We start from the raw sequence: 22,822 nt of genomic DNA, 5'->3' as shown, positions 1-22,822 counted from the left end.
TTTCGTCGTTCTCGTATCGTTTTCAATAGACTAATAAAAATACTAAATGCAGATACCAATAAAATTGCAATAGCAATACCATTAATTGTTTTTACACCAGATCCCAACAGATTCATTAATTTTTGAATTTCAAAACCAGGTAAGGCTGCTTGTGCATTGGTGTTTTCATTAATATATCTTGGTAATTGTACCATTCCTAAAGGACTTTTAAACTTTACCAATAAGGAAGTTATTTCTTTGTCTTCATTTGCATGTTCATGATGATGATCTTCATCATGGTCGTGCTCATCACCGTGATCATGTGCGTCCCAAACACTCTCTAAGCTTGTAACAATGAGTTGATCCACCACAGTACCAGATTGTTCTAAAATTCCAGTAACTATATAAGGTTTATCATCGTGAGAATGTCCTTGAGAAGCTACTAATCCATGATTACCAACAAACGTGTCACCAATACTTAATCCAAGAAGTCTAGCAGCTTTATAACCAATTACGGCTTCAAATGGTTTTTCAAATAGTTTACCTTCAGATAATCCTACATTATAGCGTTGTAAATACTCTTTTTTTGTACCTAAAATTCTATAACCATTATAATTATCACCGTAAGATACAGGAATTGCTGCTTTTACAAATGGGTGCTTCTGAAGTAGTTTTACGTCACTGAGTTTTATATTTCCTGTTGGTGCATCAATATGTAATACAGATGATAATATCAATTGCAATGGGCTTCCTTTTGCACCAACAACCATATCAAAAGGCGCAATATTTCTATCTAATTGATTGTCTAATTGGTCTCGTAACTGGAATACAAAAGTAACTAGAGAGACACTAAGCATTAACAATAGTAAACTTAATGCTAGATTTAATGGTTTTGAGACCAAATTCTTATAGGCTAAGTATACTATGCTCATAATACAACTTGGTTTTTAAAATGAGATTTCACACGTTGGTCATGCGTAATAATAATTAAGTTGCTACCACTAATTTCGGCTTCTTCTTTTAGTAATTCTATGACTTTATCACAATTGGTGTCATCTAAATTAGAGGTTGGTTCATCTGCAAAAACAACCTTAGGTTTATGAATGAGCCCTAAGGCAATAGATAGACGTTGCTGTTGTCCTTGACTTAAGGCTGTTGTTTTTTTATTTAAATGTTCTGTAAGTCCTAATCGTTCAGCCAAATCCATTAGTCTTTTCTTGTCATGAAATCTTTTAGGATAGCTTTGTCTTAAAATAAGATTGTCTTTGACACTTAATGATTTGATAAATTGGTATTGTTGAAAAATAATACCTAGATGTTCGCCTCTAAATTTATCTATATCACCTTGGGTTAATGAACTAATCTCTGTGTTTGCTATGGTTATTGTGCCTTCATTTGGCTTTAATAGACCAGACATTAAATGTAAAAGCGTAGTCTTCCCGATACCAGAAGACCCAAGTATTATTAAATGTTCGTCACTTTTTAAATTTATATCCGGAAAACTAAACTGTTTTCCGTCTTCATAAGAGTATTTAAGATTATTTGTACTTATCATAAGGGTTTAATATAACTACAAATATAACTGTCATTAAGTCTGTATAAGTGAATAATTTATTAAAATTTATTCAACCCTTATTTCTAATAAAATCAAATAGAATTTAAAAATAACAACTAAGCTAAAATCGCATAATACTTCAATGTTTTTTATATTTAAATTATGAGTTTTTTTATTTTGAAGAACCTAGTAATTGCTATATTTGAATTTGATTTTAACGAAGAAAGACACTAACTAACATATTATAAAAATGAAATTATTAGAAGGTAAAACAGCTATTATTACTGGTGCCAGTAGAGGTATAGGAAAGGGTATTGCTGAAGTTTTTGCACAACAAGGCGCAAATGTGGCGTTTACATATAGTTCATCAGTTGATGCTGCTAAGGCTTTAGAAGCAGAATTAAACGCTTTAGGAGTAAAGGCAAAAGGTTATCAAAGTAATGCTGCAAGTTTTGAAGAAGCTCAAAAATTAGCTGCTGATGTTTTAGAAGAATTTGGTGCTATAGATGTACTTGTAAATAACGCAGGTATTACAAAAGATAATCTCTTAATGCGCATGGGTGAAGAAGATTTTGATAAAGTTATAGAAGTGAACCTAAAGTCTGTTTTTAATATGACTAAAGCAGTACAACGCACCATGCTAAAACAAAGAAAAGGTTCTATAATTAATATGAGTTCGGTTGTTGGTGTTAAGGGTAATGCTGGCCAAACTAATTACGCGGCTTCAAAAGCTGGAATCATTGGTTTTTCTAAGTCTGTAGCATTAGAATTAGGTTCTCGGAATATTAGAAGTAATGTCATTGCGCCAGGTTTTATTGAGACAGAAATGACTGCAAAATTAGACGAAGAAACAGTTAAAGGTTGGAGAGCTGCAATTCCATTAAAACGAGGTGGTACGCCTGAAGATATTGCTAATGCATGCGTATTCTTAGCAAGTGACATGAGTGCTTATGTTACCGGGCAAACCTTAAACGTAGATGGTGGAATGCTGACATAATTGTCATTCCTGCATTTTAATTGAGATATCACACTGAGCTTGTCGAAGTGAAGTTTAAAATCTCAAGATTAAATTAAATTAATGAGTTCCGAAACCATTATTTACATAATCATAGCTGGAATAACAGCGCTATTTTTAGCGCTGTTTCAGTATATATATAAATCTAAGCTTAAGTCAAACCTTAAATATCTATTAACTGGCTTAAGAACGCTTTCTATTTTAGGAATACTCTTGTTGCTCATTAATCCTAAGTTTGAATCTTATAGCTATGATGACGAAAAACCTAACCTGGTTTTAGCAGTTGATAATTCAGAATCCATTTCGTACTTAAATCAAAATGAAAATGCTGAGGCGGTTATTGAGTCTTTAAGATCTAATGAAGATTTAAAGGAACGTTTTATCATAAAAACCTTTAGTTTCGGTAAGAATATTTCAGAAAACGATAGTTTAAGTTATTCAGAAAAGCAATCTAATATTTCTAATACTTTAAAGCAGCTTGGTGAAGTTTATAAAAATGAAACTGCACCAATTGTTTTAATTTCGGACGGAAACCAAACCTTTGGTGCAGATTATAGTTTTACATCAAAAGCTGTAAACCAAGAAATTTACCCTATTATCTTGGGAGATTCAACCAAATATTCTGATCTAAGTATAAAACAGCTTAACGTTAATCGTTATGTTTTTTTGAAGAACCAATTTCCTATTGAGATTATCGCAAATTATAATGGCGATGAATCTGTAGATTCTGAATTAATGATTTATTCAGGCGATAATGTAGTATTCCGCAAATCCTTACAATTTGATGCGTCAAAAACTTCAGAAATCATTTCTACTGCATTGCCAGCTAATAGAGTAGGAGTTAAAACGTACAGAGTTGAAATCTCACCTATAGAAGGTGAAAGAAATACTGTAAACAATTCTAAAAGTTTTGGAGTAGAAGTCATAGAACAGAAAACAAATATTGCCATAGTTTCTGAAAGTTTGCACCCAGATTTAGGCACACTCAAAAAGTCTATTGAAAGCAACGAACAAAGAAGCGCTTCAATTTTAAAACCAAATGAATTTTCAGAAAAAATTAATGACTTTCAATTAGTTATCTTATATCAGCCAAATGATAGGTTTAATAATGTATTCAAAATAATTAATAAAGAAAACCTTAATACTTTTATCATTACAGGTTTAACTTCAGACTATACTTTCTTAAATTCTATTGAAACCAATTTCAAACATAAAATAACCAATCAGACCGAAGACTTTCAACCAATTTTAAACCGAAATTACAGTACATTTATAATTGACAATATCAACTTTGAAGGTTTTCCACCTCTAAAATCTGAATTTGGTAATGTTCAGTTCTCTGTACCTAATGAGATTATTTTATCTAAAATGGTTAATGGAATTGATATAAAACAGGCTATGCTCTCTACCTTTGAGATTGATAATAAAAAACACGCACTTTTAAGTGGTGAAGGCATTTGGCGTTGGAGAGCACAATCATATTTAGATTCTGGTAGTTTTGAAGACTTTGATAATTTTATCGGAAAACTCATTCAATATCTAAGTTCTAATAAAAAGCGAAACCGTCTGAATGTTGATTATCAATCCTTTTATAATGGAAATGAAGATGTCGTCATTTCAGCTCAATACTTCAATAAGAGTTTCGAGTTTGATGATTCTGCGGCACTAACAATCGTTCTTAAGAACAAAGACACTAATAATTTGCGGGAAGTTCCATTGCTATTAAATAACAGTAATTACAGTGTTGATTTAAGCGGTATTGAAGCAGGAACTTATGATTTTACAATTAAACATAATGAAGAGAATGTGTCTGCTTCAGGTACTTTTGAGGTCATTGAATATAATGTAGAACAACAATTCTTAAACGCTGATGTAACCAAACTAAACACTTTGGCTGAAAATAGTAATGGTAAGGCATTTTTCTACAATCAGACTACTGATATAATTAACAAATTATTAGCAGATACACGTTACCAAATCACTCAAAAAAGCACCAAAAATATCGTACCTTTGATAGATTGGAAATACTTACTTGGTATTATTGGGTTAAGCCTTTTTGCTGAGTGGTTTATCAGAAAATATAACGGATTAATTTAAACTAAATTTAATGGAAAAATTACCAAAAATTGGGTTGCCGATTTTAGTCGGAGGCGTAGCTTTTATAATTATAATTTCTAAATCTGTAGTGACCATAGATTCTGGTCATGCCGGTGTTTTATACAAATTAAATGGTGGTGTAGATCCTAATAGTGCGCCACTTGGCGAAGGAATTAATTTCGTTGCTCCTTGGAATAGCGTAATTGATTACGAAGTAAGACAGCAAGAAATACCGGAAAAAATGACGGTATTGTCTTCTAATGGTCTAGATATAAAACTTGATGCATCTGTGTTATACCAACCAGATTTGAAAAATTTAAGTAGACTACACAAGGAAAAAGGGCAAAACTATCTAAGCAGAGTATTGCTACCGGCAATTAGATCAGCGGCACGTAGCGTAGTAGGACGTTATACACCAGAGCAATTGTATTCAACAAAAAGAGATGCAATTCAGCAAGAAATATTTGAAGAGACAAAGCGTATCGTAGAATCTCAATATATTCAAATCAATGATATTTTAATTAAGGATGTTACACTTCCACCAACAATTAAAAACGCAATTGAGCGTAAGTTAAAGCAAGAACAAGAATCTCTAGAGTATGAATTTAGACTTGTAAGTGCACAAAAAGAGGCAGAACGTCAGCGTATTGAAGCCCAAGGTAAAGCAGATGCTAATAGAATTTTGAGCGCATCTTTGACGGACAAAATTCTTCAAGATAAAGGCATTGAAGCAACAAATAAACTTGCGGAGTCAGAAAATAGTAAAGTAGTAATAATCGGTTCTGGAGAATCTGGAATGCCAATTATTCTTGGGAACCAATAATTAGTCTGTAAAGTATAAAAAGTCATAAAAATTAATTTTTAATTGATTTAATTTGGATTTATAAAAATATTTTACAAAACTTTGTTCAGCAAAAATCACGAAATGAATATCAATAAATTACATCATCATTTACATTTAATCGCTCAAGCGAGGTGAGTATGTATTGATTAATTTTAAAATATATAAAAGCCCGTTTGAAAGTATCAAATGGGCTTTTTTTAATGTGCTCATTGATGTTTTCAACAAAACATAACTAATATGAGTAAATTAAAAATTGCAGTTCAAAAGTCCGGTCGTCTAAATCAAGACTCAATGAAGCTATTAAAGGATATTGGTATTTCTGTAGACAACGGAAAAGACCAATTAAAGGCTTCTGCTAGAAACTTTCCTTTAGAAGTATTGTATCTGCGTAATGGCGATATTCCTCAGTATTTAAGAGATGGAGTAGTAGATGTAGCTATTATTGGCGAAAACATCTTAGTAGAAAAAGGCGAAGATATTATTGTTGCTGAGAAATTAGGTTTCTCTAAATGTAGAGTTTCTATTGCTGTGCCAAAATCGTCTAACGCAACCTCTATTAGTGATTTAGAAGGAAAACGTATAGCAACATCTTATCCAAATACTGTAAATAAACACCTAAGTAAAGAAGGTGTTGAAGCTAACTTGCATATCATCAATGGCTCGGTAGAAATAGCACCAAACATTGGTTTAGCTGATGGTATTTGTGATATCGTTTCAAGTGGTAGCACATTATTTAAAAATAACCTTAAAGAGATTCAAGTTCTACTTAAATCTGAAGCAGTTTTAGCGGTGTCACCGAAAATATCTGAGGAAAATAAGGTAATTCTTCAGCGTATTCAATTCAGAATTCAATCAGTTTTAAAAGGAAGAAATTCAAAGTATGTACTATTAAATGCACCAAATGACAAACTCGAAGATATTATAAACATATTACCAGGAATGAAAAGTCCGACAGTCTTGCCGCTCGCACAAGAAGGTTGGAGTTCAGTTCATTCTGTAATTGATAAAAGTCAGTTTTGGGAAATTATTGATGAGTTAAAAGCTAAAGGAGCTCAAGGTATATTAGTATGTCCAATTGAAAACATGGTCCTTTAATTTCAAGCTGTCAGGCTGAGCGTAGTCGAAGCCTTTTACACAAAAAAGATGTTAAAGAAAATAATAAAAAAAAGATTCCTGCCTTCGCAGGAATGACACGAAACAATGAAAATAGTCATAAATCCAGATAAATCACAATGGGAAACGTTATTAAAACGCCCAACAAAAACAGTAGATGATATTGAGTCTCTTGTAAAGACCGTTTTTGATAATGTAAAACTTCAAGGTGATGAAGCAATTAACGCTTACACTTCAAAATTTGATAAAGTTACGCCTGTTTCAATTGAGGTTACTAGGGAAGAAATTGAGTTCGCTAAATCTCAAGTCTCTGCTGAATTAAAAAGTGCTATTCAGTTAGCTAAATCCAATATTGAAAGTTTTCATGCTTCGCAAAAAACGAATAAGGTTGAGATAAACACAATCGAAGGCGTAAAATGCTGGCAAGAAAAAAGACCTATACAAAGCGTTGGGTTATACATTCCTGGTGGAACAGCACCTTTATTTTCTACGGTTTTGATGCTTGCTGTACCAGCTAATATTGCAGGTTGCAAAGACATTGTTTTATGCTCACCGCCAAATAAGGAAGGTAATATTGCAAATGAAATATTATATACTGCTAATTTATGTGGTGTTACTAAAATTATGAAGGTTGGTGGTATTCAGGCAGTAGCTGGAATGACTTTTGGAACTGAAAGCATTCCAAAAGTTTATAAAATCTTCGGGCCAGGTAATCAATATGTTACAGTAGCAAAACAAATCGCAACAAACTATGGTGTTGCTATAGATATGCCTGCAGGACCAAGTGAATTATTAGTAATGGCAGATGAAACAGCTAATGCTTCATATGTTGCTTCAGACCTTTTAAGTCAGGCAGAACACGGTATTGACAGTCAAGTGATTTTAGTATCTACTTCTAAAGATTTTGCGAATGATGTCAGTATTGAAGTTGAGAATCAACTTAAAGATTTACCTCGAAAAGATATTGCTGAAAATGCCATAGAAAATTCACGAACTATTGTAGTTGATTCATATAACAATGCACTAGATCTTATAAATGATTATGGTCCAGAGCATTTTATAGTTTGCACAAATAATAACGATTTGTTTGTGAATGGTATTATCAATGCAGGTTCTGTTTTTATAGGAAACTATACACCAGAAAGTGCAGGAGATTACGCTTCTGGAACAAATCATACATTACCAACAAATGGATTTTCAAAAGCCTATTCCGGTGTGAATTTAGATAGTTTCACTAAAAGCATAACTTTTCAAAGCATCACAGAACAAGGTCTTAAAAATATTGGAAATGCTATTGAATTAATGGCAGAAGCTGAAGGTTTACAAGCACACAAAAATGCAGTATCAATTAGATTAAAGGATTTAAATTAGAAATGTCATTTCTAAGTATGCAGGAATCTCACAAAGACTAATTATGAAAGAAATAGAAAACCTCTTAAGAGAAAATATAAAAACCATAAAACCTTATTCATCTGCAAGAGATGAATACAAAGAAGTTTCAGAAAATATGGTGTTTATTGATGCTAATGAGAATCCATTTCAAAATGGGGTTAACCGTTATCCAGACCCACAGCAGGTAACCGTTAAGAGAAAGTTATCTGAACTAAAAGGCATTAATAAAAATCAAATCCTTTTAGGTAACGGAAGTGATGAAGTTTTAGACTTAATATTTAGAGCTTTTTGCGAACCAAATAAAGATGAAGTCATCATTTTACCGCCAACCTATGGAATGTATAGTGTGTTGGCAAATATTAACGCAGTAGCATTGAAAGAGGTTCAGTTAACACAAGATTTTCAACCAGATGTTAATGCTATTATAGAAGCACAAGACATATCCTCAAAATTATTGTTTTTATGTTCGCCAAATAATCCTACAGCCAACAGCTTTGAAGCATCTAAAATTGAAAACTTAATACAGTCATTTAATGGAATCGTAGTTATAGATGAAGCTTACATAGATTTTTCAAGTTCAGAAAGTTGGTTAAATCGTCTCGATGAATTCCCTAATCTTATTGTAACGCAAACATTGTCTAAAGCCTATGGCCTTGCTGGAATTAGAATGGGCGTTTGTTATGCTTCGGAATATATAATTTCAATTCTAAACAAAATAAAACCGCCATATAACGTCAATCAACTAACACAAGAGAAAGCTATAGAAAGATTGATAAGACTTAACGAAGTAACGTCTGAGGTTAAATCAATTTTAGAAGAAAGAGAATTTTTGAAGACTGAATTGGAAAAAATTGGTTTTGTACAAAAGGTATATCCATCAGATGCTAATTTTTTGTTAACTAAAGTTGATGATGCTAATTTGAGATACAATCAACTTATTGCAAACGGTATTGTTGTAAGAAATAGAACAACACAAACACTTTGCGAGAATTGTTTACGATTTACAGTCGGAACAAAAGAAGAGAATAAAATATTAATTAACACATTGCGGAAACTATAATGAAACCAGTACTATTCATAGATCGAGATGGAACACTCATAAAAGAACCAACCGACGAACAAATAGACTCGTTTGAAAAGTTAGAGTTTTACCCAAAAGTATTTCAATATTTAAGTAAGATAGCTAACGAACTCAATTTCGAAGTTGTTATGATTACTAATCAAGATGGTCTAGGAACAGAAGTGTATCCCGAAGACACCTTTTGGCCGGTTCACAATTTTGTAATTAAAACTTTTGAACAACAAGGTGTGGTTTTCAAAGAACAGTTTATTGATAGAACTTTTGCAAAAGATAATGCGCCAACACGAAAACCAAACACAGGACTTTTGACCAAGTATTTTACAGAAGATTATGACTTACAAAACTCTTTCGTCATAGGTGATAGATTAACAGATATAGAATTGGCTAAAAATTTAGGTTCTAAGGGCATTTTTATTAATGACAATACTAATTTAGGAACTGATGAAGTTACTATTAGTAATTCTGAATTACAATCTTATATTGCCTTAGAATCTAACGATTGGGAAGCAATTTACAAATTCTTAAAAGCTACTGAGCGAGTTGGTTCTATTGAGCGAAACACAAATGAAACAAAAATTAAAATAGACCTTAATTTAGATGGCACAGGAAAAAGTAATATCGATACTGGTATTGCATTTTTTGACCATATGCTAGATCAAATTGCTCGACATGGCCAAATAGATCTTAATATTACAGTTAATGGTGATCTTGATGTTGATGAACATCACACTATTGAAGATACTGCAATTGCTTTGGGCGAAGTTTTTGCCCAAACGTTAGGGAATAAATTAGGTATTGAGAGATATGGTTTTTGTCTACCAATGGATGATTGTTTAGCTCAAGTTGCTATTGATTTTGGTGGTAGAAATTGGTTGGTTTGGGAAACAGATTTTAACCGTGAAATGATTGGTAAAATGCCTACTGAAATGTTTATGCATTTCTTTAAATCTTTTACTGATGGCGCTAAGTGCAATCTTAATATTAAAGCTGAAGGTACTAATGAACATCATAAAATTGAAGCCATATTTAAAGCTTTTGCAAAAGCAATAAAAATGGCAGTAAAACAAGATGTAGAGAAGATGATTTTACCATCAACAAAAGGAATGCTTTAATGGATTTAAAAATTATAGATTACGGTGCTGGTAATATAAAAAGCATACAATTTGCTTTTCAACGTCTTGGTATAGATGCTATTCTTTCAAGTAATCCTGAAGACATAATAAGTGCTGAAAAAGTTATTTTTCCTGGTGTGGGCGAAGCAAGTTCGGCAATGAAGAAACTTAAAGATTCAGGATTAGATAAGGTAATACCACAATTAACACAGCCTGTACTTGGTATTTGTTTAGGAATGCAATTAATGTGTAATCATTCAGAAGAAGGAAATACCCAAGGTTTAGGCATTTTTGATGTTGATGTCAAAAAATTTAAAAACGATGTTAAGGTGCCACAAATGGGATGGAACGTTATCAAAAACTTAAAGTCTGAGTTGTTTGAGAATATAAATGAAGGTGACTATATGTATCTTGTTCATAGCTATTATGCAGAGATTTGCCCGGAAGCTATTGCGACAACTGATTATAAAATAGAATATGCATCAGCGTTACAAAAAGAGAACTTCTACGGTGTTCAATTTCACCCAGAGAAATCTGGATTAATAGGCGAGCAATTACTAAAGAATTTTATAAACTTATAATCGAAAATAAATGCGTATTATACCTGCAATAGATATCATAGAAGGAAAGTGTGTAAGATTAACAAAAGGTGATTACAACACTAAAAAAATCTATAACGAAAACCCACTAGAAGTTGCTAAGCAATTTGAAAATTCAGGAATTGAATATTTACATGTTGTAGATTTAGATGGAGCAAAAGCCAGTCATATAGTTAATTATAAGGTATTAGAACAAATAACATCTAAAACCAATTTAAAAGTAGATTTTGGTGGTGGTCTTAAGTCGGATGAAGACTTACATATTGCCTTCGAATCTGGTGCAAACCAAATTACTGGTGGTAGCATAGCGGTTAAAAACCCAACAGTTTTTGAAAATTGGATTGCGAAATATGGTTCAGATAAAATCATTCTTGGTGCTGATTGCAATAATGAAAGAATAGCCATTAGTGGTTGGCAAGAAGAAAGTGATATCGAAGTAATTCCTTTCATTAAATCTTATCATTCAAATGGTATTTCTTATGTTATTTGCACAGACATTTCAAAAGATGGTATGCTTCAAGGACCTTCATTTGGTTTGTATAAGCGTATTTTGAACGAATGTCATTCAGAGCGAAGCGAAGAATCTATTAAATTAATTGCTTCTGGTGGCATTTCAACATTTGATGAATTACCAAAATTAGCAGAATTAGGATGTGAAGGTGTTATTATAGGTAAGGCCATTTATGAGAATAAAATCAGTTTAAAGCAACTAGAGAATTATATCTTAAGTTAAAAGTACGACAAAAAAAATTTCAACTATGCTCACAAAACGAATTGTACCTTGTTTAGATATCAAAGATGGTCGCACTGTAAAAGGCGTAAATTTTGTGGATTTGAGAGATGCTGGTGATCCGGTAACTTTGGCAAAACAATATGCCGAATTAGGTGCAGATGAACTTGTGTTTTTAGATATTACAGCAACAAAAGAAAAACGTAGAACACTACACGACATGGTTTTAAAGGTTGCAGAACAAGTTAATATTCCATTTACTGTTGGTGGTGGCATATCTTCTGTAGAAGATGTTGATGACTTATTACATTGTGGCGCAGATAAAGTTTCAATTAATTCTGCAGCTGTGAAACGACCAGAATTAATTAATGAACTATCAGCTAAATTTGGAAGTCAATGTGTTGTTGTAGCCATTGATGCTAAACAGATAGAAGGAGAGTGGTTTGTACACCTTGCAGGAGGAAGCATTCCAACAAACATTAAGCTTTTTGATTGGGCTAAAGAAGTTGAACAACGTGGTGCAGGTGAAATCTTATTTACATCTATGAATCACGATGGTACAAAAGCCGGCTTTGCAAATAAGGCTTTAGCTAAACTTTCAGAACTTGTGAATATCCCAATTATAGCATCTGGTGGTGCTGGAACTATGCAACATTTCGCTGATACTTTTAAAGAAGGAAAAGCTGATGCAGCATTAGCTGCTAGTGTCTTCCATTTTGGTGAAATTGCTATTAGAGATTTAAAAGAAGTATTAAAAAACCAAGATATACCAGTAAGGTTATGAAGATAGACTTTGATAAAAATAATGATGGTTTAGTACCTGCAATTATTCAGGATTCGGAAACCAAAAATATACTAATGCTAGGCTACATGAATGAAGAAGCCTATCAAAAAACAATAGACACCAAGAAGGTCACTTTTTTTAGTAGAACTAAACAACGACTTTGGACTAAAGGAGAATCTAGCGGTAATTTTTTAAACTTAGTAGATCTTAAAATAGACTGTGATTATGATACGTTCTTAATCCAAGTGAATCCATCTGGTCCAACATGTCATAAAGGTGATGATACCTGTTGGGCACAAGAAAATACACAATCTTATGGGTTTATTTCGACTTTAGAAGACACTATTAGAAAACGAAAAGAAAACGCTTCAAGTGAATCATCTTATGTGTCGTCTCTATTCTCTAAAGGCATTAATAAGATAGCTCAAAAAGTAGGTGAAGAAGCTGTAGAAACTGTCATTGAAGCTAAAGATAATAATGATGATTTATTCTTAAATGAGAGTGCTGATTTATTATTTCACTATTTGATATTACTACAAGCAAAAGGATTTCAACTAAATGACATTGCAAATGTTTTAAAACAACGACAGAAATAGAATTAAAACTTGCGAAAAGACACTAAATAAGTTTTCTTGAACACATGTTTGATAAACGTTATTACTACCTTATTAAGTTTCAGTATTTAGGTTATCGTTTTCATGGTTGGCAAAAACAGCCAGATGTTAAAACCATTCATCTAATGATTGACCGGACACTAAAGTACATTTTAGGCGATATTAAATTTAAAACTTTAGGTGCTGGTCGCACAGACGCAATGGTTTCGGCAAATGAAGCTGCATTAGAGTTATTTATTTACAACCAGCCTTTAGAAGATTTTGATTCTTTTTTAGAACTTTTTAATCATAATTTACCACAAGATATTAGAGCATTGTCTATTAAAGAAGTAGACAAATCCTTTAATATTATACAAGATTCAAAAATTAAAGAGTATCATTATGTGTTTTCAGAAGGACAGAAAAATCATCCATTTTGTGCACCAATTTTAAGTACAATTTTAGATACTCTTGATGTGGACTTAATGAAACAAGGTGCTAAACTATTTGAAGGCACTCATAATTTTAAACCCTATTGTTATAAAGCAACTGATAAAGGTGAGTATGTAAGAACTATTGATTCTTGTTTAATTGAAGAAAACACACTTTATACAGCTAGTTTTTTTCCTAAGAAGTCTTATATCTTTAAAGTGAAAGGAAAAGGCTTTATGCGAAACCAGATACGCTTGATGTTTGGTTGCTTAATAAAACTAGGGAGAAGTGAAGTAACTTTAGATTATATAGAGAACTCACTTAAAGAAGATAGCAAAGAGGTCATGGATTATATTGCGCCAGCTTCAGGTCTTATTCTACATTCTATAAATTTTGAATAAAAAAAGGGTAAAGACATAATCTTCACCCTTTATATTAGTTAGTTATTTAGTTATTCCACTACATGTAATTTCGGCTCCTTATCAACAAACTTACCATTTACAGATTCTCCAAGAATTAATACTTCTTTAGAGCGTTCGTACATTTTTATTGCACGATGCATCTGTAACTTGGTTCCGCTGTAGAGCTTTACTCCCGATTTAGAACCTTTATTACGAATTTCGATATAAAAACCGTCTTTAAGTTTAGTTGGTCTTGTTGCTGGTCTACCCATAAAATTAATATGTGTTAAATAATGAACGCATAATACTGAAAATTCTTTCAACACACAAATTTATATTAGAAAATTCTCAACATACTTCTCAACATATTAGATATTCTGCATTTTTTCACGAAAAACAGACCTAATTTTTATACATTTATGACAAAATTGAAGAATTGATGCGTCAGATAATTCCTAAGGAGACCTTTACGTTTTTTAAAAAGCTATCAAAGAATAATAATAGAGATTGGTTTAAAGATCATAAACCCGAGTTTAAAGCAATTGAAGCACAGGTAAAATCTTCTTATAATTACCTTGGTGAATTGATGGGTGAGCACGATCAAATTGAAAAAATTAAACTCTTTAGAATTTACAGAGATGTAAGATTCTCTAAAAATAAAATACCATATAAAACGCATTTTGGTGGATCATATACGAGAAAGAAGCCAGAATTAAGAGGTGGCTATTATATGCATATTCAACCTAATAACGAATCATTTATCGCTACTGGTTTTTGGGAACCAAATAAAGAGGATTTATTTAGAATTCGTAAGGAGTTTGAAATGGATGACAGCGAAATGCGAGAAATTTTAAATGATGAAACCTTTAAATCTACTTGGGGAAATTTTGTAGGAGACGAATTAAAGACTGCTCCCAAAGGTTTTGATAAAGAACATCCTGCAATAGATTTAATCCGCAAAAAGCAATTTATTTTTATCAAAAAATATACAGATAAAGAAGTTTTAGCCACCAACTTTCTTGAAGACGTTAATTCCTCATTTAAAATAATAAGACCATATTTTGATTATATGAGCGATGTGCTTACAACCAATCTAAATGGTGAATCCTTGCTTTAAACAGCCTTCAGTAGCTTGGACTTTTTAAACAATTGTATACTATCTATAAGTCTTGTTTTTACAATATTCATCATACGTTTATTTAAAGCAGATGAATTTTGAATATAAAGCGCATATTCTTCAATAGTAAATTGGCCAATAATCATACCTTTTACAGAATTTCTGAACTTCATATCCTTGTGAATCGCATTATCAATATAAGCCAACTGCTTAGGGATACTTAAATCGTAAAAAACATTTTTATGTTTTGCTATATAATTCCTAAAAACAATAATAAACAAATCATGCTGCATTTTAATAATTGGTCTTAATGTTGCATTTTGAAATCGCTCATCAAAACTCATGTTATCATTAATTTTTGCGGAAGGAATAGTAGGTCTAACTGAAAGTAAATCTTGAGATCTTGTAGCCATGATGTAATCATTAATGATTAATATGGAATTAAATTTAGCTATAAACTGTGGTCTGAATTGCACAATTACAATTTGTTGTTAACGGTCTTATTAACATTAATCTTGGCCTGCCACGGCTAACTCGTAAATTTCTAAATCAAAGAAAGAAACAGAAGCTAGTACATGATCAAAAATATCACCCATAATATATTCGTAATTAACCCAACGTATATCATCACTAAAAGCGTAAATTTCCATTGGTATACCTTGAGCTGTTGGCGCTAATTGACGTACCATTAAAGTCATATCCTTATTAATTGCAGAATGGTTTTCTATATAAGTGAGAAGATACTTTCTAAAAACACCAAAGTTGGTTAAGTTTCTTCCATTAATAAGAATGGATTTGTCGATGTTATTATTAATGTTATATGAATTAATTTCCTCAGATCTATTGGTTAAATATGTGGAAACCAATTCTATTTTTTTTAAGCGCTCAATATCTTCAGCAGTTAAAAATTTTATCGATGTCGGCTTTATAATTACAGATCGTTTAATGCGTCGTCCACCAGAATTGGTCATGCCACGCCAATTTTTAAACGAATCAGAAATTAATGCATAGGTTGGAATGGTGGTAATCGTCTTATCCCAATTTTGAACTTTTACTGTCGCTAGATTAATTTCTATGACATCACCATCTGCCCCGTATTTTTCAAAGGTCACCCAATCCCCAATACGCACCATATCGTTAATGGTAACTTGTATACTGGCTACAAAGCCAAGTATTGTATCCTTAAAAATTAATAAGATCACTGCCGACACTGCACCTAAACTAGTTGCAAACTGAATAAAACTTGCACCTGTAATAATTGATACTATACCAAATATGCCCAATAACCAAGCAAAAATCATAAAGACTTGTATATAACTGTCTACCGGTTTGTCTTTATACCTTGGAAGTGTTTTTAAATAATCCTTAACTGAATTTAAAAAGCTTTTTATAATCCTTAATGTCAGAATGATTGCAATAATTCTTAAGGTATTTTCTATAATTATTTCAGCATATAGAAAATCAGAAAATATTTGCGGAGCAAATTCAATTAAAATAATAAGAGGAATAATATGCGCAATATTTCTTGGAAGCTTATTAGCTATTAATATGTCATCAAAATTAGTTTTTGTCCTTGCAGCAATACTGGACGAAAATTTCCATAGCACACGTTTAATCACAAAATCTATAATAATGGCTATGAGTAAGACAAAGATTAAAAGTCCTATCATATTAAGATAGATTGCCGTATTCTCAGACAATCCTTTTTCAATAAGAAAGTCGTAGATAAAATGCTTCATAATTTTAGTTCTTAGCTTTCAAATACTTTTTATCTATATAAAACGTACCAAAAGGTATTACAGCCGCAATAAGTATAATTCTTAAACTCTTAGAATCCCATTTCATTTCTTTACTTAATAATACAGCAATAACAACATAGGCTATAAAAAGAAGACCATGAGGCATTCCTAACATTCTTACATACTGCGGATCGTCATAAAACCATTTTATTGGTGATGCAATAAATAATAATAGAATATACGAAATTCCTTCTAACAAAGCCACAATTCTAAAAAGAGGTAATAATTTTAGCATCTATCAAAATTTTGTGCAAAAGTAGTTCACAACAGAAGAAAATAGGCTGTTTTTAACAGCTTTTAAGAAAAGAATATTTTATCAGATAAAGAATATAAGTCTTATATTTAACCTCATAAAAAAATTAGTATGCGTTATATAGCTTTTTTATTTATAGCATTTTCAATTGCAACAACTTACTCGATTAATGCTCAACAAATAACAAACCAAAAGGAACAACATAAAGCCACCTATGAGGCTAACAAATTACTGATTCAATCTAAGACGTATACTATTTCACCTGAAGTTGCTTATATCGAAAGAAATCGAAAAGCTATCAACAGTAATACCAATTTTTTAAGCATTAATGGTGATCACATTACTTCTAATCTTGAAACTTTAGACCCAAAAGTCAATCTAAAACTAGATAATAAGGTTAGTAACTACAAAGAAGATGCTAATGATGATAGACAGGTAATTATAGTCGAATTCACAACCTCAGACAGCCAATTCAAAATTATTGTTCAGCCTATAGGTAATGTATTTATAGAAATTACAAGTTCGGGTGAAACAACAACATATAAAGGTAAATTAAAATAGTTTTTAATTTACCTACTCATTCATGATAGAACCAAAAATAATTGCTCTTAAAGAGAAGAAGCTTGTTGGTATGAAGAGCCAAATGCTACGTCATGAATATGGAAACATCATTATGCTATGGAAGCAGTTTATGCCCCAAAAACACTTAATTCAGAATACTGTAAATACAGAACTTATTGCGCTTCAGGAATATTCCAATTTTAATAATCCTAATGAAGCTTTTGATATTTGGGCGTGTGCAGAAGTAATTGATACAATCAACATTCCAGAAACTATGGAAGCAAAGACCATTGATGGTGGATTATACGCTGTGTTTCTTCATAAGGGTATGAATGCTGCTGCTACTTATCAGCGTATTATGACTGAATGGTTGCCAAATACAGATAACGTTATTGATGATAGACCTCATTTTCAAGTTATGGGTGATAACTATAAAAACGGAAGTGAAGAATCAGAAGAAGATTTTTATGTCCCAATAAAGCTTAAAAACTAACCCTAAAATCGCATCCTATTTTATAATTGCTGCAACCAAAGGCTGTCTTTCCTTTTAGAATTTTCCCTGTTTTACATTTTGGGCAAGCCTCACCAACTTTTATAGGTTGTTGCTTGGGTTCTAACTTAAGTTTAAATTTGTCATCAAAGCGCAAAAGTCCTTCAATAGATTGATTATTGACTTTAAAACCTTTTAAATTAACTGTAGAACCTTTACTTAATAAACGTAGATACTGATTCTCAGATACTTTTTTACTTGCAAAACTAAACGGTAATGTAAAGTCACAACTCTTACCGTATAAATTACAACCATATGCTGTTTTCCCTTTGACTAATTGACCTGCTTTGCATTTAGGGCAGCTACTTCCAATAATTGTCTTTTTGGTAGTTTTAGATTTAGACGTTGATGGAGTAGTGGTCTTATTGTTCACAGCTGAAATACGTTGTTGCACCTTTTCCGTCCGAACCTCATAAACCAGAGCATCAACCATTCGTTTCATGCCTTTTATGAAAGCATTAGCACTAATTTTACCTTTTTCTATATCCTTGAGTTGCTTTTCCCAATTACCTGTAAGTTCGGCAGACTTTAATAATTCATTTTGAATGGTGTCAATAAGCTGAATACCTGTAACTGTTGGTAAAATTTGCTTTTTATTGCGTTTTATATATTGACGCTTAAATAACGTTTCTATAATGTTTGCACGTGTTGAAGGACGGCCAATACCATTTTCTTTCATTAAATCTCTTAATTCATCATCATCAACCTGCTTTCCTGCTGTTTCCATAGCTCGCAATAACGAAGCTTCCGTATATTGCTTTGGTGGTTTGGTTTGCTTTTCTAAAAATGACGGTTCATGAGGTCCTTTTTCTCCTTTTTCAAAAGTCGGTAATATCTTATCTATAGAGGTATTCTTTCCGTCTCTAGTTTCAAATACAACGCGCCAACCTTTAGATAAAATTTCTTTACCTGTGGTTTTAAACTTTACATCATCAGCTTGTCCGATTACAGTTGTATTAGACACTTTACAATCATCATAAAAAACAGCTATAAATCGTCTAACAATAATATCGTAAACCTGGTTTTCATTACCATGTAAATGTGTCTGTATTCCTGTTGGAATAATAGCATGGTGATCAGTTACTTTTTTATCATTAAACACCTTAGCTGATTTCTTTATTTTTTGATTTAACAAAGGTGATGTAAGATCATTGTAATCAATAAGTTTAGATAAAATACCTTTTACCTTTGGATACATATCGTTTGGAAGAAAAGTGGTATCCACTCTAGGGTATGTAATTGCCTTTTTCTCATATAGTTTTTGGGCCGTCTTTAATGTCTCATCTGCAGACATTCCAAACTTTGTATTACAATACACTTGCAGGCCAGTTAAGTCAAATAGTTTGGGTGCGTATCCTGTACCTTTTTTCTTTGTTATGTCTAAAATTTCAAAGTCGTGTTCTTTAACTTTATTTGCCAAAACTTCTCCGTCTTCCATTTTAAGAAAACGACCTTCTTCGTAACTAAATAAAGTGTCTCTATAAAGCGTTTGTAATTCCCAATAGGGCTGTGGAATAAAGTTTTCGATTTCTTTGTATCGTCTAACCAACATCGCTAGAGTAGGAGTTTGAACACGTCCTACAGAAAGTACTTGATTGTGTCCGCCATGTTTAACCGTATACAAACGTGTGGCATTAATACCTAACAACCAATCACCAATAGACCTTGAAAAGCCTGCGTAATATAAATTATCATAATCGGTTGAAGGTTTCAAATTTTTAAAACCATCTTTTATGGCTTCAGTAGTTAAAGATGATATCCACAGACGTTGCACTTCACCTTTATATTTCGCTTCATTAATGACCCAGCGTTGAATCAGTTCTCCTTCTTGGCCTGCATCACCACAGTTAATAACCACATCTGCTTTATCAAAAAGACATTTTACAATATTAAATTGTTTCTTAATACCATCGTTATCCGATACTTTAATTTTGAATTTCTCAGGAAGCATCGGTAGATTATTTAAATCCCAACTCTTCCAATATGGTTTATAGTCGCTGGGTTCACAGAGTGAACATAAATGACCAAACGTGTAAGTCACTGCATAACCGTTACCCTCAAAGTAACCGTCACGCTTTGTGGTAGCACCCAACACAGATGCAATTTCCCTTGCTACACTTGGCTTTTCCGCGATACAGACTTTCAAAAAATGACAATTTTAATGAAGCTGCAAAATAAATAAATTTATAGATTTTTTATCTAATTTTTAGATTTCTAAAATTAGTTTCTGACCAATTCTTAGTGTAGAATTTTTCTTTATTTTATTCGTTCTACATATAGAAGTTATTGTGGTATTGTTGCGTCTAGATATCCGAGATAAGGTGTCCCCACGTTTTACAACATAAATTTTTCGCTCCTTCACTAAACTTGCTAGCGCATCATCTTTTGATTCTAACAACTCTAATTTTGACACTCTATATGCACTGTGAAAACTTGCTCTGGTCCATCGCTTCGTGACCCACATTTCTTGAGCTCTTATTGCATTTGTTTCATCAAATTTAAAAAGATATTCGGGATGAATAAATTGTCCTTTGTAGGTTAAACTAAAATGCAAATGACTACCTCGAGAACGTCCTGTATTTCCACCTTTACCTAAATAATCACCTTTCTTTAAAGTATCATTTGCTTTAACTGCAATATGAGATAAATGTGCATATGTAGATTCTAATCCATTAAAATGTCTCACAACTACAGTTCTACCATGGCCACTGCTATATCTTGCGAAACGTACAATGCCATCAAGAACAGAAACTACAGAATCACCAGTAACAAGATCTATATCAATACCATTGTGTGGTCGTCCTCGACGCCATCCATAACGTGAGGTCACAACCTTTTTAAATTTTACAGGATTCGCGTAAGTACTATCTGTAAAATTGACTTGAAATGGATATTCAACTTCAGTATGTCTATAAGGATTATAAACGGTTGTATCCCAAAACTCCGCTTTAATATCTGTGATCGTGGATGCCTTTGAAGAGTCTTCAGAATGCTCAGGAATTTCGACTTCTTGCAAAGCTGTGACTTTACCTGTTTGCGTTGGGATTTTAATTTTTAATAATTTAGATAGTGGATCTTCTTGTGCAGTAACTGATAATAGTGAAAGCGCAAAAAGACCTAATACTAAGCGATACTTCATTTATTTAATTTAATAGCTAATTAAAAACGAACGCTAAATTAATAGAAATATTGTAAATCCAAATCTCTTAAAATACTTAGTTTTGCACAATTGAATAAACAATCAACCTTTTATATGTCTCAACCAAACCAAGCGGTACAAGAAAAAAAAACAGATAAGGAATTATATCAGTACCAACAAGGCGCTATCAGTCAAATATTTGAAAAGTTTGATACAGCACCTGATGATTACCACTTATTATATCAATTACCAACTGGTGGTGGAAAAACAGTGATATTCTCCGAAATGGTGCGACAATATTTAAAAAATCACAATAAAAAAGTTTTGGTAATGACGCACAGAATAGAATTGTGTCGTCAAACGTCTGAAATGCTAACCAGTTTTGGGGTCACCAATAAAGTTGTTGATAGTAAAGCAAATTTAGACGACCAGGCAGATTACTCGTGCTTTGTAGCCATGGTTGAAACTCTAAATAATCGTCTTAATGATAATAAACTAGATATCTCGGATGTTGGTTTAGTTATTATTGATGAAGCTCACTATAATTCGTTTACTAAGCTTTTTAAGTTTTTCGAAAAGTCCTTTATACTTGGTGTAACAGCAACACCTTTAAGTTCTAATAAGGACTTACCTATGAAGAAAAACTACAATGAATTGATTACAGGTGAAACCATAGAAAACCTTATTGAGAATGAGTTTTTAGCACGTTGCGAAACCTTTATTTATGATATGGGTCTAACTTCGCTAGAAGTAGGTTCTAATGGCGATTATACAGTAAAATCTTCAGAGGATTTATATACTAGTCCTGCAATGCTTCAAAAAACGGTTGACGCTTACAAGAAACATTCTTTAGGTAAAAAGACCTTGATTTTTAATAATGGTATTAATACTTCCATAAGTGTGTATTATGCCTTCAGACAAGCAGGTTTACCTATTATGCATTTAGACAATACGGCAACCAAAAAGCAGCGTAAACAAATTTTAGATTGGTTTCATGAGACACCAAATGCCATTTTAACATCAGTAAGTATTTTAACCACAGGATTTGATGAGCCAACTATTGACACCATCATCTTAAATAGAGCAACAAAATCCTTGACCTTATACTATCAAATGATTGGTAGAGGATCGCGTATCTTAAATAACAAAGAGAAGTTCAACGTCATTGATCTTGGTAATAACATTTACAGATTCGGACCTTGGGGAGCAGATTTAGATTGGCAATTGATTTTTAAATCACCTAATTGGTACGCGGATCGCATTAAAAGTGATGATGCTATCGAGGCGAACTTTAAGCATGAATTACCAGATGAGATTAAAGAAGAGTTCTCAAAATCTGAAGACACCTATTTTGATATACGCCAATGCTATAAAGATGCGGTAGATGCAGGCGAATCCTCAAAAGTAGTTTTAGAGCGTTCTATAGAGCATCATGCTAAAATCTGTATTGAAAACAGTGAAGATGTTTATGATGCCTTAGCTCTAGCGAAGCTATTAAAAGGTGATATTAATCAACGTATTGAATTGTATGCTAAATGTATTAGTAAAAGTACGCACAACTTTTTAAAATGGCTAAAGGACGATTACCAAAAGAAACTGAATTCTTATCTAAGAACTAATTTTGATGAGAAGTTTGAAGAAATTCATGGTTATCCACCTGAAGATTAATCTCTAAC

Annotated in this window: 24 protein-coding genes; 16 read left to right on the top strand and 8 right to left on the bottom strand. The window is 32.3% G+C overall.

The window, feature by feature from the left end:
• Both HRU50_RS13870 and HRU50_RS13865 read right to left on the bottom strand, forming a co-directional pair.
• On the bottom strand, positions 1 to 911 hold a 911-nt coding region (locus HRU50_RS13870), incomplete at its 3' end, for an ABC transporter permease (RefSeq protein WP_296351699.1).
• Positions 908 to 1,534 carry an ATP-binding cassette domain-containing protein gene (locus tag HRU50_RS13865; protein ID WP_296351698.1) on the bottom strand — a complete coding sequence of 209 codons (627 nt, stop codon included), beginning with the start codon at positions 1,532 to 1,534 and terminating at the stop codon, positions 908 to 910. The genes HRU50_RS13865 and HRU50_RS13870, both read right to left, overlap by 4 nt.
• Before the next feature lie 250 nt (positions 1,535 to 1,784).
• On the opposite strand from HRU50_RS13865, the gene fabG reads away from it, so the two are divergent.
• The 12 genes from fabG to HRU50_RS13805 all read left to right on the top strand — a co-directional run bounded on the left by fabG (position 1,785) and on the right by HRU50_RS13805 (position 13,727).
• Positions 1,785 to 2,531 (top strand): 3-oxoacyl-[acyl-carrier-protein] reductase, encoded by a 747-nt coding sequence (fabG, locus tag HRU50_RS13860; RefSeq protein WP_296351697.1) that lies wholly within the window; start codon positions 1,785 to 1,787, stop codon positions 2,529 to 2,531.
• An 81-nt stretch (positions 2,532 to 2,612) separates the two neighbouring features.
• On the top strand, positions 2,613 to 4,646 hold the full coding sequence (locus HRU50_RS13855) for a VWA domain-containing protein (RefSeq protein ID WP_296351696.1): 2,034 nt from the start codon (positions 2,613 to 2,615) through the stop codon (positions 4,644 to 4,646).
• 10 nt (positions 4,647 to 4,656) lie between these two features.
• Positions 4,657 to 5,469: a prohibitin family protein gene (locus tag HRU50_RS13850; protein WP_296351695.1), complete on the top strand. Its 813-nt coding sequence runs from the start codon at positions 4,657 to 4,659 to the stop codon at positions 5,467 to 5,469.
• Between the two features lie 258 nt (positions 5,470 to 5,727).
• Entirely contained in the window at positions 5,728 to 6,585 is an 858-nt protein-coding gene (gene hisG, locus HRU50_RS13845; RefSeq protein ID WP_296351694.1) for an ATP phosphoribosyltransferase, read from the top strand.
• 105 nt (positions 6,586 to 6,690) lie between these two features.
• The gene (gene hisD / locus HRU50_RS13840; RefSeq protein ID WP_296351693.1) at positions 6,691 to 7,974 is read left to right on the top strand and encodes a histidinol dehydrogenase; all 1,284 of its coding nucleotides are present in this window, start codon (positions 6,691 to 6,693) and stop codon (positions 7,972 to 7,974) included.
• 43 nt (positions 7,975 to 8,017) lie between these two features.
• Positions 8,018 to 9,055 (top strand): histidinol-phosphate transaminase, encoded by a 1,038-nt coding sequence (gene hisC / locus HRU50_RS13835; RefSeq protein WP_296351692.1) that lies wholly within the window; start codon positions 8,018 to 8,020, stop codon positions 9,053 to 9,055.
• Positions 9,055 to 10,188, top strand: coding sequence for a bifunctional histidinol-phosphatase/imidazoleglycerol-phosphate dehydratase HisB (gene hisB, locus HRU50_RS13830; protein WP_296351691.1), 1,134 nt, complete (start codon positions 9,055 to 9,057; stop codon positions 10,186 to 10,188). The genes hisC and hisB overlap by 1 nt, the downstream gene beginning before the upstream one ends.
• Positions 10,188 to 10,769 (top strand): imidazole glycerol phosphate synthase subunit HisH, encoded by a 582-nt coding sequence (gene hisH, locus HRU50_RS13825; RefSeq protein WP_296351690.1) that lies wholly within the window; start codon positions 10,188 to 10,190, stop codon positions 10,767 to 10,769. The genes hisB and hisH overlap by 1 nt, the downstream gene beginning before the upstream one ends.
• Before the next feature lie 10 nt (positions 10,770 to 10,779).
• Positions 10,780 to 11,520, top strand: coding sequence for a 1-(5-phosphoribosyl)-5-[(5-phosphoribosylamino)methylideneamino]imidazole-4-carboxamide isomerase (gene hisA / locus HRU50_RS13820; RefSeq protein WP_296351689.1), 741 nt, complete (start codon positions 10,780 to 10,782; stop codon positions 11,518 to 11,520).
• Between the two features lie 25 nt (positions 11,521 to 11,545).
• On the top strand, positions 11,546 to 12,301 hold the full coding sequence (hisF, locus tag HRU50_RS13815) for an imidazole glycerol phosphate synthase subunit HisF (RefSeq protein WP_296351688.1): 756 nt from the start codon (positions 11,546 to 11,548) through the stop codon (positions 12,299 to 12,301).
• Positions 12,298 to 12,897, top strand: coding sequence for a bifunctional phosphoribosyl-AMP cyclohydrolase/phosphoribosyl-ATP diphosphatase HisIE (hisIE, locus tag HRU50_RS13810; RefSeq protein WP_296351687.1), 600 nt, complete (start codon positions 12,298 to 12,300; stop codon positions 12,895 to 12,897). Before hisF ends, hisIE begins: the two co-directional genes overlap by 4 nt.
• Before the next feature lie 44 nt (positions 12,898 to 12,941).
• Positions 12,942 to 13,727 carry a tRNA pseudouridine(38-40) synthase TruA gene (locus tag HRU50_RS13805; protein ID WP_296351686.1) on the top strand — a complete coding sequence of 262 codons (786 nt, stop codon included), beginning with the start codon at positions 12,942 to 12,944 and terminating at the stop codon, positions 13,725 to 13,727.
• Positions 13,728 to 13,777: 50 nt separating this feature from the next.
• On the opposite strand, the gene HRU50_RS13800 is transcribed toward HRU50_RS13805, so the two are convergent.
• Positions 13,778 to 13,999 carry a hypothetical protein gene (locus tag HRU50_RS13800; protein ID WP_296351685.1) on the bottom strand — a complete coding sequence of 74 codons (222 nt, stop codon included), beginning with the start codon at positions 13,997 to 13,999 and terminating at the stop codon, positions 13,778 to 13,780.
• 167 nt (positions 14,000 to 14,166) lie between these two features.
• Here HRU50_RS13800 and HRU50_RS13795 point away from each other — a divergent pair, with 167 nt between their 5' ends.
• Positions 14,167 to 14,844, top strand: a complete 678-nt coding sequence (locus HRU50_RS13795; protein WP_296351684.1) for a DUF2461 domain-containing protein — start codon at positions 14,167 to 14,169, stop codon at positions 14,842 to 14,844.
• Here the strand turns inward: HRU50_RS13795 and HRU50_RS13790 are convergent.
• The 3 genes from HRU50_RS13790 to HRU50_RS13780 all read right to left on the bottom strand — a co-directional run bounded on the left by HRU50_RS13790 (position 14,841) and on the right by HRU50_RS13780 (position 16,878).
• Positions 14,841 to 15,257 (bottom strand): glyoxalase, encoded by a 417-nt coding sequence (locus HRU50_RS13790; protein WP_296351683.1) that lies wholly within the window; start codon positions 15,255 to 15,257, stop codon positions 14,841 to 14,843. The two genes, HRU50_RS13795 and HRU50_RS13790, sit on opposite strands and share 4 nt — an antisense overlap.
• Positions 15,258 to 15,353: 96 nt before the next feature.
• Positions 15,354 to 16,583 (bottom strand): mechanosensitive ion channel domain-containing protein, encoded by a 1,230-nt coding sequence (locus tag HRU50_RS13785; RefSeq protein ID WP_296351682.1) that lies wholly within the window; start codon positions 16,581 to 16,583, stop codon positions 15,354 to 15,356.
• Between the two features lie 4 nt (positions 16,584 to 16,587).
• Positions 16,588 to 16,878 carry a DUF3817 domain-containing protein gene (locus HRU50_RS13780; protein WP_296351681.1) on the bottom strand — a complete coding sequence of 97 codons (291 nt, stop codon included), beginning with the start codon at positions 16,876 to 16,878 and terminating at the stop codon, positions 16,588 to 16,590.
• 129 nt (positions 16,879 to 17,007) lie between these two features.
• On the opposite strand from HRU50_RS13780, the gene HRU50_RS13775 reads away from it, so the two are divergent.
• Both HRU50_RS13775 and HRU50_RS13770 read left to right on the top strand, forming a co-directional pair.
• Positions 17,008 to 17,457 carry a DUF4251 domain-containing protein gene (locus tag HRU50_RS13775; protein ID WP_296351680.1) on the top strand — a complete coding sequence of 150 codons (450 nt, stop codon included), beginning with the start codon at positions 17,008 to 17,010 and terminating at the stop codon, positions 17,455 to 17,457.
• A gap of 22 nt (positions 17,458 to 17,479) precedes the next feature.
• Entirely contained in the window at positions 17,480 to 17,950 is a 471-nt protein-coding gene (locus HRU50_RS13770) for a GyrI-like domain-containing protein (RefSeq protein WP_296351679.1), read from the top strand.
• On the opposite strand, the gene HRU50_RS13765 is transcribed toward HRU50_RS13770, so the two are convergent.
• Together HRU50_RS13765 and HRU50_RS13760 are read right to left on the bottom strand one after the other, a co-directional pair.
• On the bottom strand, positions 17,940 to 20,153 hold the full coding sequence (locus HRU50_RS13765; protein WP_296351678.1) for a DNA topoisomerase 3: 2,214 nt from the start codon (positions 20,151 to 20,153) through the stop codon (positions 17,940 to 17,942). The genes HRU50_RS13770 and HRU50_RS13765 overlap by 11 nt on opposite strands.
• Before the next feature lie 60 nt (positions 20,154 to 20,213).
• Positions 20,214 to 21,146: a M23 family metallopeptidase gene (locus HRU50_RS13760; RefSeq protein WP_296351677.1), complete on the bottom strand. Its 933-nt coding sequence runs from the start codon at positions 21,144 to 21,146 to the stop codon at positions 20,214 to 20,216.
• 114 nt (positions 21,147 to 21,260) lie between these two features.
• Between HRU50_RS13760 and HRU50_RS13755 the strand changes: the two genes are divergently transcribed.
• Complete coding sequence (locus HRU50_RS13755; RefSeq protein WP_296351676.1) at positions 21,261 to 22,814, top strand: DEAD/DEAH box helicase family protein; 1,554 nt, start codon at positions 21,261 to 21,263, stop codon at positions 22,812 to 22,814.
• Positions 22,815 to 22,822: the final 8 nt, after the last annotated feature.

The organism is Winogradskyella sp., assembly GCF_013213835.1.
Classification (GTDB): Bacteria; Bacteroidota; Bacteroidia; order Flavobacteriales; family Flavobacteriaceae; genus Winogradskyella.
The sequence above is the reverse complement of the archived record's forward strand: the minus strand, read 5'-3'. Positions and strand labels throughout refer to the sequence as shown.